At 53.7% G+C, this 14,421-nt stretch carries 13 protein-coding genes; 5 read left to right on the top strand and 8 right to left on the bottom strand.

Annotated features, from left to right (window positions below; genetic code table 11):
• Positions 1-149 precede the first annotated feature (149 nt).
• The 3 genes from PAT3040_RS38205 to PAT3040_RS31655 all read left to right on the top strand — a co-directional run bounded on the left by PAT3040_RS38205 (position 150) and on the right by PAT3040_RS31655 (position 3,514).
• Positions 150-1,703, top strand: a complete 1,554-nt coding sequence (locus tag PAT3040_RS38205) for a copper amine oxidase N-terminal domain-containing protein (RefSeq protein ID WP_219930342.1) — start codon at positions 150-152, stop codon at positions 1,701-1,703.
• Between the two features lie 48 nt (positions 1,704-1,751).
• Positions 1,752-2,234 carry a DUF4362 domain-containing protein gene (locus PAT3040_RS31650; RefSeq protein WP_108995815.1) on the top strand — a complete coding sequence of 161 codons (483 nt, stop codon included), beginning with the start codon at positions 1,752-1,754 and terminating at the stop codon, positions 2,232-2,234.
• 356 nt (positions 2,235-2,590) lie between these two features.
• Positions 2,591-3,514 carry a DMT family transporter gene (locus PAT3040_RS31655; RefSeq protein ID WP_108995816.1) on the top strand — a complete coding sequence of 308 codons (924 nt, stop codon included), beginning with the start codon at positions 2,591-2,593 and terminating at the stop codon, positions 3,512-3,514.
• Positions 3,515-3,581: 67 nt separating this feature from the next.
• Here PAT3040_RS31655 and PAT3040_RS31660 read toward each other — a convergent pair whose 3' ends face one another.
• The 8 genes from PAT3040_RS31660 to PAT3040_RS31695 form a co-directional block, all read right to left on the bottom strand.
• On the bottom strand, positions 3,582-4,220 hold the full coding sequence (locus tag PAT3040_RS31660) for a SurA N-terminal domain-containing protein (protein WP_108995817.1): 639 nt from the start codon (positions 4,218-4,220) through the stop codon (positions 3,582-3,584).
• Between the two features lie 185 nt (positions 4,221-4,405).
• Positions 4,406-4,600 carry a CLC_0170 family protein gene (locus PAT3040_RS31665; protein ID WP_087569856.1) on the bottom strand — a complete coding sequence of 65 codons (195 nt, stop codon included), beginning with the start codon at positions 4,598-4,600 and terminating at the stop codon, positions 4,406-4,408.
• A 15-nt stretch (positions 4,601-4,615) separates the two neighbouring features.
• Positions 4,616-5,860, bottom strand: coding sequence for a Ger(x)C family spore germination protein (locus tag PAT3040_RS31670; RefSeq protein ID WP_108995818.1), 1,245 nt, complete (start codon positions 5,858-5,860; stop codon positions 4,616-4,618).
• Positions 5,857-6,969 (bottom strand): GerAB/ArcD/ProY family transporter, encoded by a 1,113-nt coding sequence (locus PAT3040_RS31675; protein ID WP_108995819.1) that lies wholly within the window; start codon positions 6,967-6,969, stop codon positions 5,857-5,859. The genes PAT3040_RS31670 and PAT3040_RS31675 overlap by 4 nt, the downstream gene beginning before the upstream one ends.
• Positions 6,970-7,011: 42 nt before the next feature.
• On the bottom strand, positions 7,012-8,619 hold the full coding sequence (locus PAT3040_RS31680; protein ID WP_108995820.1) for a spore germination protein: 1,608 nt from the start codon (positions 8,617-8,619) through the stop codon (positions 7,012-7,014).
• Positions 8,620-8,770: 151 nt separating this feature from the next.
• Positions 8,771-9,745, bottom strand: a complete 975-nt coding sequence (gene rocF / locus PAT3040_RS31685) for an arginase (protein WP_181376960.1) — start codon at positions 9,743-9,745, stop codon at positions 8,771-8,773.
• A 312-nt stretch (positions 9,746-10,057) separates the two neighbouring features.
• Complete coding sequence (locus PAT3040_RS31690; RefSeq protein WP_108995822.1) at positions 10,058-11,422, bottom strand: sensor histidine kinase; 1,365 nt, start codon at positions 11,420-11,422, stop codon at positions 10,058-10,060.
• Positions 11,419-12,114: a response regulator transcription factor gene (locus PAT3040_RS31695; RefSeq protein WP_108995823.1), complete on the bottom strand. Its 696-nt coding sequence runs from the start codon at positions 12,112-12,114 to the stop codon at positions 11,419-11,421. Before PAT3040_RS31695 ends, PAT3040_RS31690 begins: the two co-directional genes overlap by 4 nt.
• Positions 12,115-12,396: 282 nt before the next feature.
• Here PAT3040_RS31695 and PAT3040_RS31700 point away from each other — a divergent pair, with 282 nt between their 5' ends.
• Together PAT3040_RS31700 and PAT3040_RS31705 are read left to right on the top strand one after the other, a co-directional pair.
• Positions 12,397-13,860: a multicopper oxidase family protein gene (locus tag PAT3040_RS31700; RefSeq protein ID WP_108995824.1), complete on the top strand. Its 1,464-nt coding sequence runs from the start codon at positions 12,397-12,399 to the stop codon at positions 13,858-13,860.
• 238 nt (positions 13,861-14,098) lie between these two features.
• Positions 14,099-14,317 (top strand): DUF5957 family protein, encoded by a 219-nt coding sequence (locus tag PAT3040_RS31705; RefSeq protein WP_108995825.1) that lies wholly within the window; start codon positions 14,099-14,101, stop codon positions 14,315-14,317.
• Positions 14,318-14,421: the final 104 nt, after the last annotated feature.

A 14,421-nucleotide genomic window follows, 5' to 3' on the forward strand; every position in this document is an offset into this window, starting at 1 on the left:
GTTCTGCGAGAAGTTGGTTATTCTCGCGACGAATAGCTGCTTTTTTGCATCCGAGCTTCAATACCAATTTTTTTTAGCGCAACCTTTCCTTTCTAGCCACGTCTATTTGTAGAGCAATTATTCCTCATCAATGGTAGGAGTGGAAAATGATGATAACACACAAATTAGCCAAAACTCTGCTAGCCGTTTCGCTTTCTTTTGGAGCCGTGCTGGCCGCAGCTCCCGTACCTGCCGCTTATGCGGCGGAAGTCGCCGCGGTTAAGATCGATACCGCCGCCCAAGCCATCGATCGGGCCAATGCGCTTCATCTTATTCCCGCAGCTGCGAAAGCAGACGCCAAGCTTGTTGACGGTATTTGGGAAATCACGTTCAGGGGAGAAAAATCGTTCCCTAGAACGACTAACCCGTACTTGGCTGGCTTCATTAAATTGCAAGCAAAAGACGGCAAGGTTACGGAGTATGCCGCAAGCTTGCAATCGGATTACGTCGTGGAGTATCCCAGCGATCCTAACGATGAAAGCACCTTTAAGTTTACTGTCGAAGAAGTACGGGATATCGCCTCCAAATTCGTAGAGCAACAAAACTGGACGCTGGATGTCCAATGGATGGACGATCCTTATCCCATCTCCGATTATATCGCAGGCAGAGAATTCCATACGGCCAGAATGCATATCATTCGCTACGACCGTTCCCACAACGGAATTCGCGACGGTTCAAACGGAGGCTATGTGACTGTTGACCGAGTAACGGGCGACGTCCGAGCCTATTCGGTTTATTGGAAAGAGCAAACCTATAGTCCGAATTCCGCCCAAAATGCCGCCGGCCTAATTACTTTGAATGAAGCAGCCAATCGCTTCTATTCCGCTGTTGATCCGTTTTTGAAATGGCAGGCTATTTACGATCCCGAGCAGCCAAGGCTTATCTATGCGCTGCATCCTCAATATTTGATGACCTACGACGGCAAGTTCCCGAAGGAATATCAATGGGAGAACCCGACGATTCCGGAAAAAATCAAACCCGCCTATTCCAGCGTTTTGGCCAAAAAACGATTGTTGTCGATGTATGATTTAAATCTGGAATACGTGGGAGGCAAGCTGGCCTACAAGCTGCGCTTGAAGCCGGAGATCAACTTCTTCCAGGAAGGTCTGCAGCCATCCATCGACGCGAATACGGGCGCATGGCTGGATTTCTTAAATCATCCCCTTGAGAAGCCTCTGCCCGACGCAGGAGAATGGCTCGAGCAGGCTGCTCCATTCGTCAAGGTAGGATATGCTGCCGCGTTCCTCTGGGATAACGAGCTGCTGCGACTAGAGAACGAACCTTTTATTCAGAATGCCTATACGCTTGTTCCATTCCGGGAGCTGTTGACAAAGCTGGGAGCCAAGATCGGCTGGGATCCCGTGGCGCGCAAAGTAACCGCAAGCAAAGACGGCACGACCATCGTGCTGACCGTAGATTCCGATACAGCCATAATTAATGGCGAAACGAAGAAGCTGGAAGCTCCAGCGCGGATCAAAAACGGCAGGACCTACGTCCCTGCAAGACTTGTACTGGAGACATTTGGGGCGGATGTCGGCTGGAACGACGAATCCAGGCTTGTCATCGTAAAGACTGCCGACAACATGCCAAATCCATCTGCAGATGAGCTCAAGAAGCATCGGTTCCAGGCACAGCTCAATTGGGAGAATAAAGCGCTCAAGTAAGCGGACTTAAGCTAGCGGACTGCAGACACGCCGAATCGGGGATTACACATGAGAAGAAGAACGGGGACGCTCTTGGGAGCATTGATTGTCCTATTGACGGTCTGGGCCGGGGCAGCTGCTTATATGTGGCTAAAGGCCGATCGGCATCAGCATGCGGAGTGGAACAACATCCTCCATCGCTTCAATCAAGCCGACATCGAACGCCTGAACGAGATGGTCCATCGCCATCGGGAAGGCAAGGGCGACTATTTGTTACTCATTCCTCCAGCTTTCGATGGAGGTTACTGGATCCATGATGTACATTCTAACGGCAGAACCATCACGTGGACGATCGACAATACACGGGACGGAATGAGCTCCGGAGCCGACAAAGGGAAACAGGAGTTTATTTGCCAAAACATTCAACTTCGCGAAAACTCCGAGCGTTATGTTTATACGTTGGAACAGTGCGCCGGCGAAGACGACGAAATCCTGCCCGTTTTCACCTACAGGAAGGATAGCATCGCCGAAAACACGAAAAAGCATCGTTAGTTTCATCGTTATATGCATCATCCGAACGTCTAATGGTTTGGTTTCGACGAAATAGAGTCTTGCCTGTCCGTTAGATTGGGTAGAGGTCAAAAAACGGGCAAATAGCGTCGCTGGTGTCCTTTAGATTTTCATGCTTTTGTGGGTTGTATGTGATTTACTTTCTTATCTTTCAAAAAAGACGGGCTCCTCTTCATGCTTGAAGGAGCCCGTCTTTTTATGCCTTTTTACACGTCTCTCGAGAATCGGGGTGCCGTCGATCTCGTCATTTAACCAAAAATTGCTCTGGCAAACAGCCCCGTCCATAAGCTATATTCAAATATGGACTTCATTACATGACCGAAAGCGAGCTAAACCTCATGAATCGCAGCACGAAAGGTATTACCACATATGAGCTTCTTTATGTAGCAGGCATTGTAGCCATCTCGTTCTCTTCCATCTTTATCAAATGGTCTCAAGCCGACGTTGCCGTCATTGCCATGTACCGGCTGTATCTGACCAATCTGCTCCTGCTGCCGTTTGCCTGGAAATACCGTCGCGAGCTGTTCGCGCTTACGAGGAAGCAATGGCTGATGCTGGGGGCCTCCGGTCTTATGCTGGGCCTTCATTTTCTGCTCTGGATGGCTTCCCTGCGCCTGACGACCGTCGCAAGCTCCACCGTCATTCTTACGCTTGAGCCCGTTCTTGTTATGCTGGGCTCTTACTGGATCTATAAGACAAAAGCCAATTCCGCCATGCTGGCCGGCATGGGCATCGCCATCATCGGCTCCGTTATGATCGGGGCCGGCGATTTCAGTCTGTCCGGCGATGCGCTGGCGGGCGATATTCTCTCTTTCTTCGGAACCGTCGCTGTGGCTGCGCATATGCTGATCGGCAAAGGTCTCCGCGACAGCGTAGGAGCGTTCCCTTACAACTTCTGGGTGTTCCTGTTCGCCGCTACCGCGCTGGCCGTCTACAACGTCGCTGTCGGCAATCCGTTTACGGGCTACTCCGGACAAGAATGGGGGCTGTTTCTGCTGCTCGCCATCGTGCCAACCCTGTTCGGACATTATTTGTTCAACTGGCTGCTCAAATATATGAACGCGACCGCCGTGTCCATGTCCGTGCTCGGTGAGCCCGTCATCTCGTCGCTTCTCGCTTGGGTGCTGCTAAAAGAAGCGTTGACCGGCTATCAGTTGGTTGCCGGCGTCTTCATCCTGTCAGGCGTATGGTTATTCATTCGGCGGGGGCAGGATCGCGCCGAGCTTGCTTCCAAGGCGGCCTCGAATGGCTCCGCCGTTTGACGGCAGCGCCCCTTTCTGCGACAACAATACCGGCTAATCCCAAATGTGTTCGAATGATAGGGGAGCGTTAATACGTCTTGTCATTCTTCAATAACGACCAATCCGTTCGGATGTTGGCTCTCCGCTGCTCCAGAAGCTCCCGCTGGAAGTCGCCGAACTCGAAATAATCGCCGATGGAGCCCTCGTCTATGAGGAGCGCGGCCAACTCGCCAAGCAGCACCGCCCTTTCGTAGTTCGCCCTGGTCTCTTCGCTGGACCAGAACGCTTCCTCCGTCAGCCCCGTCTTGTCGATTCGCCGCTGCATCAGCTCCGCCGCAGGCCCGCTCTCGGAATCCGCATCCATCAGCGCCGCCCTTTCGTTGGCAATGACGGAATCTATCTCTTCCTTCGTGGCCGTTAACCCTTTATCCCGGGCAAAGGCAAGAGCAAGCTCGGTCGCCGTCAGCTCGTCCAGTATTTCCTCGTCGCTCGGCACCGCGAAGTCCGATACCGTCGCGGCAAGCTCCGCATTTGCCTTATAGGATTGGAACCGTTCAACCGTAATGGCAACGCCCTGCCCCTCCACAAGAAGCGGCTGCTTGTTATCGCCTGACCTCGAATCAATGATAAACATCGTCAACAACAGCAGAACGGCAGCCAGGCAAACAAGGACGACTATGCTCTTCTTCTTCAGTGGTATGCACCTCCATGTTCTTCCTATCGCCATCGAAGCTCTCCTCTTATACGCAGTTTTCCGGCTATAAGACTCAAAAAAGCTGCCGCGCAAGCTCGTAATTTCACATCCAAGGCAAGCTCGGAAACATATACGTTTATGTGGTAAATGCAAAGAGACCTTGCGTATAAATCGCAAGACCTATTTATAAAGAACCTGTTTACGTGTAGCCGTTCATTTTACAACAACCACAACAGCAACAGACAGGCCGCCGCCAATACGAGATGAATCCAGCCGAAAGCCTTAGCGGTCCTGTAATCCTTGCTCCCCCTGTCCGCCATCGCGACATCGATCGTGAGCAGGAACAGGCCGCAGGCTGCGCAGAGCAGACAGAGGTATCCCGAAACGCCGATCGTCAGCACGCCTACTTCCATATCGGATCCCCTTTCTTACATCGCGTTCATACCGACCCTTCTGATCTTCACGTTAACATCGATATCGAATTCAAGCCGCTTGTACATCTCCTGCCACTTCTCCTTCGACCCGATGTTCTTATTCCAATAACCCGGCTTCTTCGCCCGAACCTGCTCGCCGAAGCCGAAAATGTCGGAGCCCTTGAGCTGGGTCTGCCGGATGACGTTCTGGTAGAACACGGCGGAGGTCTCGCTCTGTACTTGCTCGATTCGCCGTATCGTTTCGGGATCGTCAATGGATAACTCTCCGTTGATCTTCTCCTCCAGATTGGCTTCAAGCTCCACCAAAATGCGAAAACGGGGCAGGCCGTCCTTGATGTCCAGATTGATTCTGGAATAACGGTGCGTGACGTTCGTCATAACCGTCTTGTTGGAATTGTCCTTCTCTAGCTGGACGACTGCCCGGTATCCCGCAGGATTGACTCCTCTAATGCCCAGAAACCCCGAAATCTCCGCCGGCTTGGTCGTTCCGACCAAATGATTGCCGCGGAAATACGCGAGCCCTTGCACGCCCACGTTTTCGTTCTCCTTTATATCTATATAAGGCAGAAATCCTTCCTGACCCAGCTTCGACGAATTGCTCCAGAACTGTCCAATGTAATTCTTCGGAAACTTCCCCATGCGGATCGAATTCTCCAGAGTCGACATCAAATATAACGTAGGCACGCGCTCCAGCTTGGGAGAAGCTTCTATAAGTTTCTCCGCGCGGCCCTTGGCCACCATCATCCAAGCCATTCGACGAACCTCCGGGTTGCGCCGAAAGAAGTCGTTAATATTCTCGATTCCCTTTTTGGCTACGGATTCGGATAATACAATGACTCTCAGATGGCCGAAAAAAATACGAGCCGAAATTTGCTGCTGCAGGTTCATGAACGCATCGTCGACGGTATGGCCTACGACGCTGATGACCCAGACGGTATCTTTCGTTTCCCCATTGCCTCCCCCAGCTTCGCCGGGACCGAGCGGGATGCGACCAGGCAGAGCGATTTGAACACCGATGCGGACCATCCCTTTGCTTGGCGGAGGCAGGGAGCCCTTTACATGCGATACCTCTTGCTCCTCTTCCTCGCCCTCTTGGTTACTGACTTCATCGATGGAAACGCCCAGCACGACCGCTCTGTCATCGATCTCAAGCCTGTCCCAGCAGCCGGCGAGCAATGGCATAAACAGAAGCAGGACCAATACGGTCGCTATCAGCCTCGTCTTCGCCATGCCGCTCATGCCTGCGCCCCTTTCTTCCTTCGCGCCAACGCCAAAAGAAGCAGAATAAAGGGGTAGACGACCGTCACCAACAAGCCGTAACGACCCACGTCTTCAATAATGCGATACATATACTTGACGTTCTGCGGAAGCATCGCCATGAAATAGATGAAGGGCAGCATGACAAAGGACAAGGTGCGGTGCTCCTTCATTCCAAAAAGTTGTTTCATGGCATAGATCGTCAGGAAATAACTGGACAGCAGCGTCGTAAAAACGGCAGTTACCCACACCGCCAGGAAGGCTGCGTCCAATCGCTCCAGTACGTTGGCGGGCAACGAAGTCGCTTTCGCGAGCTCAAGAGTGGGCCATAACAGCATCTTGATTTCTTCTGAACCGAACACGCTGACAGCCGCCGTGACAATGATCAGATATAAGCCCCCTGCTATAGCTATTCCAAAAAAACTTGCTTTCATCGCCTTTTCTGGTTTGCGCATGGACGGAATGATCATGGTAATGATAAAGGAGCCCTGGAATAATCCGCCAACAGTCAGCATACCCAATACTACCTTGCCGGAATGGGTCGAGATGATAGGCTCCAGATTAAGCAACTCGGCATTTTTGAGCGAAAGGAACGCGATCAGCAGGCACGGGACAAGAAGGAAGGGGAAGTAGAAGTTATGCATATACGCGAACTGCACGATCGACTTGCGCACGGCAGCTGCCGCCAGCAGCAGCATGCAGATAACCGTCACTTCTACGGGAGTCGTCTTAAGAACCGTCGTGACGACCACTTCGCCGAATTCCCGTGCGGTCAGCGATGTCAAGATCGCGAAGAACAGAATGATCACGAAGCTTCCGATCGCCGCTCCCCACTTGCCAAGCACGCTGCGGCTATATTGGATGATCGTCTGATCGGGAAAACGTACGCCCAGCCAAGTGATGACCGAAAGCCCTGCCATAGCAACGAGCATGCCGAGAAGCGTGACGAGCGGCGCGGCAGAACCGGCCGCGTTCGCCGCGAAGAGCGGCAGAGGCAAAACGCCGACGCCGATAATGGTGCTTACAAGAATGGCCGTAGCCTGGAAGACTGTAATGGAACGGTTCGAATCAGGGGATTGGGAATCGTTCATGGAACAGATATCTCCTTTCCGCTTTGTTTGTTGGGATCGTTCTCAGCTTGATTGGTCCCCGTCCGGCTGCTCTCCGTCCTGGTGTTTCTGAGGAGGGCGAAGCTTGACATCATCCTGCGGTGCCAGGAAGGACGGCCTTCTATTCATCCAACTAAGAGGACTGCGAATGAGCACGTCTTTCATCCCTTGAAAGTTGCCTGGAACGATCGGGCTAAGATAAGGGACGCCGAACGATTTTAACGAAAGCATGTGGTTGGCGATGAGGATTAAACCGATCATGACGCCGTAGAGTCCGAACGTGCCCGCCATGAAAATGAGAGGAAACCGAAGCAATCGAAGCGCCAGCGCTGCGTTGTAAGCCGGGGTGGCGAAAGAACCAATCGTCGTAAGCGCGATGATGACGACGGTGATGGGGCTCGCGAAACCGGCAGCTACGGCCGCTTGTCCGATAACGAGCACGCCGACGATGGAGAGCGCGCCGCCTACCTGCTGCGGAAGCCGTATCGTCGCTTCGCGCAACACTTCCATGGACACCTCCATGATAAGCACCTCCACGACCGCCGGGAATGGAACGCCAGCCCTGCCGCCAGCCACCGCAACCGCAAATTCCGTAGGAATCAACTCGGGGTTAAACGAAATGACGGCTACGTACAACGCGGGAAACACGAGGGAGAAGATTAACGCTACAAGCCGAGCCAATCTGATAGCGCTCATTAGCAGAAACCGCTCTGTGTAATCCTCTACCGTCTGATAGAATTGCGCGAAGATTGTCGGCACGACAAGAGCCAGCGGTGATCCATCCACGAGGATGGCGACCCGGCCTTCCAACAAATTCGCTACGATTTTGTCCGGCCTCTCCGTGTACTGCACCTGTGGGAACGGCGACCACTTATTATCCTCGATGAACTGCTCCAAATATCCGGAATCCAATATGCCGTCGATGTCGATGTTCGAAAGCCGGCGTTTCAGCTCCTTTAGAAGGTTGGGATCCGTAATATCGCGCAAGTAGCAGAGGGCAACCTTGGACTTGGTTCGCCGGCCGATCTCCATGGATTCCACCCGCAATTGCGTGGATTGCAGCCGATAACGAATCAATCCCAGATTAGTGCCGAGCGTTTCAATAAAGCCTTCGCGCGGACCTCGTATAACCTGCTCGGTTGCCGGCTGCTCGATGCCTCTTTTCTCGATGCCCCGGGTAGATATTAGAAGAGCCGCCTTCACGCCTTCGATCGCGATGACGGTATCACCCGCAAGCACCGCGCTTAATAACCTGTCCATCATTTTCTCGGTTTCGACGCCGCAATGGTACAACGTCTCATTGACAAGAAACTCCGCCAGCTCCTCCCTAACAAGCAATTCGGGATTTAAGTGACTGGGCACATTCATAAGAGGCTTCATGATCTCTTCGTTCAGCATCGTCTGCTGCACCATATGGGAGAAGCAGTATATGACCGCGGAATAATGTCCAAAGATGCGGAAGCGGCGAACGGAGAAGTCGGCGCTTTCGCCGACTGTCTCCTGCATGATTGTGTCGAGCTGGTCGAGATCGCCGTTTAGCTCCATCCTCTCGTATTCCTCCAGCGTATGGTTGACGCTGATCGACTCGGACTTTTGCCTATTCGATTGTCCCTTCCTATTTAGCGAATTCATCAAATCACCACCGACGGCAAATAGATGCCCAAGATTAAGTTATCTCGAGTAGTCTCTGCCATCAGGGGAAATTCTATCCATGGACCTGGAAATGAGCAAGAGGCCCATGCAGTCATTCGCCGCATGGACCTCCCTAGTCGTATAGAAATAATCATAGAATACGTTTGCCCATAAATGCCGCTGCCAGCGCTACTGCCAGTCCGGACGTTCGGCTTTCTTTATCCTTCAGCGGATTCACTCCTACGATATCCATAGAAGCGATGGCGCGACTGGCCGCCAATCCCTCCATCGCGAGCCGCGCTTCCCGGAATGTAAGTCCGCCATGCACGGGCGTCCCGACGCCGGGGGCCTCTCCAGGATCCAGCGCATCCATGTCGAGACTAAGATGAATGCCGTCCGAATCGTTGCCTGCCAGCAGAAGCGCGCGCTCGATAACTTCCTGGATACCGAGCCGATCGATGTCCATTATCGTAAAACAATGAATACCATGCGAGCGAATCAAGGTTTTCTCCCCATCGTCAAGTTGCCGGATGCCCACGAGAACGATATTCCGATTGCGCAGAAGCCGTCTCGTCTGTCCGATATCGGTCTGTTTGAATGCAGCGAGCCCCGTTGCGATCGCGAGCACCATACCGTTAGCGTTGCCGGAAGGAGAAGTATGCTCCGTGTTCAAGTCCCCGTGCGCATCCACCCAGATCACCCCCAGCTTGTCGTATACGCGAGACATGCCGGCAAGCGTACCTATCGCTACGCTATGGTCACCGCCAAGCACAAGCGGAAAGCTTCCGTACAGGGCGGCTCGCGCCACGCGATCCGCCGTTCGTTCGCTCATCGCCCTCACTTGCGGCTCATATTTGATGATCCCGTCTTGTCGGCTTCGCGGCGACAGGTTAAGACCGCTGTTCGCATAAACTGTCTCTGAATTCGTATCCTCACTGTCGGCGTCCCGATGCGGTTGTTCCAGCCGTACCTCGTCACAGCTCACCCCATGCGGAGCCAGATGCTTCAATTCATCCAGCAAGCCTGCCGCCAGTATGCTCGTCGGCCCCTGTTCCGTACCGGCAATGGCGCCTCCCAAACCGAACGGCACCCGGATTACCGATATTTTATCCCGCGAAATGTTCATGCCGCTCATCCTCCCATGATGACTTTACAGGCAGCTACGGAGTGGCAGATTCCAAAACTCGCTTGATGCGGATAACGTCCCAGTCGATATATAACATGAACCGATTGCCCTGCGGAACGGTGACACGGATCCCTTCCCATTTTGCAATAACAATGGGCAGCGGCATGTAATTGCAGGTTCCATATTACTCGGCCAGCGGCATGGCGTCCCGTGATGAAGAATTCGGCGTTGGCATGTTCATGCGAAAGGCCCCCTCGTCGCCTAATGTGTTATTATCCTATTCACGGGACAACGCCTGCGAACCATAAATCATTATTTTTTTTGGCTGGCGGGCAGCTTCACGATGAACGTTGTACCGATCCCAAGCTTGCTCTTAACTTCAATTGAGCCCCCATGAACGGCGACAAATTCTTTGGCAATGGCAAGTCCGAGTCCCATCCCCCCGCTGTTACGATCCCGAGCATCGTCGCTGCGATAGAATCGGTCAAAAATATAAGGCAGATGCTCCGGCGCTATGCCCGGGCCCGTATCCGCAATGGCTGCAACGACCACCGATGCTTCGCTGCCGGCAGGTTCAAGCTCAGCGCTGATCTCGACAGTGATCGTTCCTTCGTCAGGCGTATAACGCATCGCGTTCCCGATCAAGTTTAGGAATACTTGCGTCATGCGATCCCAATCCAGCCATAGCTGAGGGTTGCCGCTTCGGTCCTCCAGGATGAGCGTCATCCCGCGCTCCTCTGCTTCCTCGCCGTATCGGTTCAAGATCCGTCCCAGCAGCTCTTCCAGCGACCCCGGTTTACGATCCAACACAAGCTTGTGCGCTTCCGCCATCGACAATTGATGCAGATCGTTAACCAGCTTGCCGAGCCGGATCAGCTCATCCTGCAGCGATAACAGCTCATGGGGTTCGGCGGCTCTCCCTTGCTGCTGAAGCAAGTCCAGCTGGCCTTGCAGGATGGTCAGCGGCGTCCGCAGCTCATGCGCAACGTCCGCCACCAGACTCCTTCTGGCCATCTCCGTTCGCTCCAGTTGAGTCGACATCGCATTAAACGACTCGGCAACTTTACCGTACTCATCCTTGCCGAGCACAGGTACCTGGGCGCCAAGCTCCCCGCTGCCCAACCGATCGATGGCGGGTACGAGCGCCTGAAGAGGAGCTGTTATCCGTTTGGCAAGCCAATAAGCCGCGATTAAAGACACAAGCAGCAGAATAACCGAAAATGCCAGCAGAATGACCGTCACGGAGCTTCCGATCCCGTATTGGAGCTTGGCCAGATTAGCCGCCTCGGGATGGTAGTAATATAAAATGCCGACTTCGACTCCATCTGCAAGGAGGTCATGCTTCTCTCCGAATGCTCGGATCTCGGCTTCATTGCGGGAGCCGGCTAGAAGCAGCAATTCCCGATTCTTCGATAGCAGGAGAAAGCTGGTCTCGAGCGGACCAGCGTCATCGGATGAGAACTGGTTCGTTGCATCAATGCCGCTCCATGTTTTGTCGTGAGCGTTATAGTAGTCCAATAGCCGGTCCGCCAGATGGGCGATCTCTTCGTCGCGATTCGCGATATCCATATATTTTAACGCCCCGTTTACGACGAATACGGCAATCAGGATATGAATGAGACTCAAACTCGCGACCAGCGCTGCCATCGCGAGGAACAGCTTGCGCCGAACGGTCATGAGGACGCACCGCCGCCGAACCGGTAGCCGAAGCCGTACACCGTTTGAATATAGACGGGGCTTGACGGATCCGCTTCGATTTTTTTGCGAATGCGGCTAATGTGTGCGTCGACCGTTCTCTCGTCGTTGAGCAGATCCTCGGCCAGCGCAGCCTGAAGCAGCTGCAGCCGGCTGTACACGATGCCCGGCTTCGCCGCCAGCGTCAGAAGCAGCTTCAGCTCCGTAGGCGTCAATGTCAGTTCCTCGCCCTGCTTCCAGACTCTGCATTGCGACTCCGAAATCGAGAGCTCGCCCCTTTGCAGGATCCTCTCCTTGTCGCCCCCCGCTCCCTCCATCCGCCGCAGAACCGCTCGGATTCGCGCATGCAGCTCTCTTAGAGAAAAAGGTTTTGTCAGGTAATCGTCGGCACCCATCTCAAGCCCCACAATTTTGTCCGTCTCGTCCGTCCGGGCCGTTACCATGATGATGCCCATCGCAGTCTCGCGACGCAGCTCCCGACAGACGTCGATGCCGCTCATTTCCGGCAGCATCCAGTCCAAAATGGCAAGCTCCGGCTTATGTTCCTTCGCCAGACGAAGCGCATCAAGGCCCGTCTTTGCCGTTACCACGACATACCCTTCCCCCTTCAGGTAAGGCTCCACGAAGTCCAATACCTTCTGTTCGTCATCTACAAGCAGTAGCGTATGCGCCATTCAAGATCCTCCCTTTGTTGAAAATACAGAAACGAAGTCGGCATCCTTTTTCGATTTTTCCCGGAATGTAACGCGCTTCGCCGCGAAAAGGCGACAGTCGTTTCACCTTGTGCTTCTAGCCTTGTGCTTCTAGGTTGTATGTTAGAGCTCCGGAATCGCCTTGTCAAAAAAAGAATAACCTCTCTCCGCAATTTCACGGAATGCGAAAAACTTCGTCACAGGTTCACAACATTTCATTGCTACAATCGGTACATCCACTTAGGAAATGAGGCGAAATCATAGATGAAACGACTACGATCCCCGCTGGTTCCGATGCTCTGCATCGCCGCCCTCTTGGCGCTGCTTCCCCTCGTAACGGCGGCCTGCGGCATGTATAAGCTGAAATATCCGGAGGAGATCAATATGGCCGATATGAGCGGTCATGCCGATCATGCCGATCATGCCGGGCAGATGAACTCCGGAAGCGGCACGGCAATCGAGGGAGGCTCCTCCTGTGCAGACATGACGGAGGCGTCGTCCTCTGCGCCAACTTCGGCCTTCGATCTGACGGCCTATAAGACGAAGGTCGATATCGGCGGCCGAACCGTCTCCGCCTGGACCTTTGACGGGACGACGCCCGGTCCCGAGCTTCGAGTTCAACAAGGGGACCGCGTCATTGTCAACCTTAACAACAAGGATATCGACAACGGCGTCACCATTCATTGGCATGGCATCGTCCTCCCCTGCTCGCAGGACGGCGTCGCCGGCGTGACGCAAGACGCGATCAGCCCCGGCGAATCCTTTACGTACGAATTCATAGCGAGGCATGCCGGGACGTACTGGTACCACTCGCATCAGCAAAGCTCCGAGCAGGCTCAAAAGGGCCTGATAGGCAGACTAATCGTGGAGCCCCGCGAGGATTCTCTTCGGTACGATAGGGACTACGCGGTCACGTTGCAAAAGCTTGCCGACAAGCATTGGCTGACCAACGGCAAGCGTGAAGGCGACACGCTTGCCGCGAAGCCCGGGGAGCGTATTCGGCTCCGCCTGATCAATAGCTCCAGCGAGGTGCAATGGATGGGCGTTGCTGGAGCGGATTTCCAAGTCGTCTCGATGGACGGACAGGATCTAAACGGTCCGGACGTCATCCGGGATCAATGGATTCCGATCGGAGGCGGGCAACGTTATGACGTGCTGCTGACCATGCCTCAGAGCGGCCAAGTCGAGGTGTACAGCCGGAATAAAGAAGCGTTGCGCGTTACGCTTGGGGAAGGGACCGCACCCGCCCTGCTCGACAAAAAAGGCGCCGAATTCGATCTCGCCTCCTACGGCACGCCGCTTGATGACGGCATTACGGCCGACATGACGTTCGACCGCGAATACGAGCTCGTACTCGGTCTGCTGGACATCAACGGCAAGCGATTCCATGAGATCCCTCCCCTTATGGTCAAGGAAGGCGAATGGATCAAAATCACACTTAAGCACGAGTTTGGCGCAGAGCATCCCATGCATATGCACGGCCATCTGTTCAAGGTGCTTACGAAGAACGGCAAGCCGTTGACGGGAAGCCCTGTATACGCCGACAGCGTTTTACTCTTTCAGGGCGACGAATACGAAATCGCGTTTCAAGCCAACAACCCCGGCCTATGGATGGAGCATTGCCACAATCTCGGCCACGCGGCGAACGGCATGTCGATGATGATTAATTACGAGGGCGTCACGACGCCGTATCGCGTTGGTACGAAGTCGGGCAATTTGCCGGATTAGCGCCCGGCCCGGCTGATGCATGTACATTCACGCAGAGAAATGGGCGCGTATCGTGGGCATTTTTTTGGAGATATGCCGCCCGTACCGTAGGCATTTTGCAGAGATATGCCCCGCGTATCATGGGTATTTTGTAGAGATATGCCACCCGTTTCGTGGGCATTTTGCAACGCCTGCATTTTTTAGATATAAGGAACGGATAAACGGGAGTAAACATTACTTTTTAATTGGGGAAACGGACATGTTCAGAAAAACGTTGTTTGCAATCGCAGGACTAATCGTTGGTTTTATAGGCGGCATTATCGTCAGCGAGGTTATCGCCATCACCGCCTACTTGATGTTAGGACAATCTGCTTGGTTGAAGGGATTAAAGTATCTCCCATGGATCCTGTCGATCCTTTGCGCCGTCGCAGCCTATATTTGGGTCCCCGCCAAGAAGCAGTCGCGCAGGGCGACTTAGCCTGGGCGCGGACGAAGCTGGAGCTGGACACGAGCTATAGCCCGATTTTTGAGACTGTCGATTAATTCTAGAACATGCACAAATAAAAATCCCCAAATATCCAT

The organism is Paenibacillus agaridevorans (genome assembly GCF_003112455.1).
GTDB lineage: Bacteria > Bacillota > Bacilli > Paenibacillales > Paenibacillaceae > Pristimantibacillus > Pristimantibacillus agaridevorans.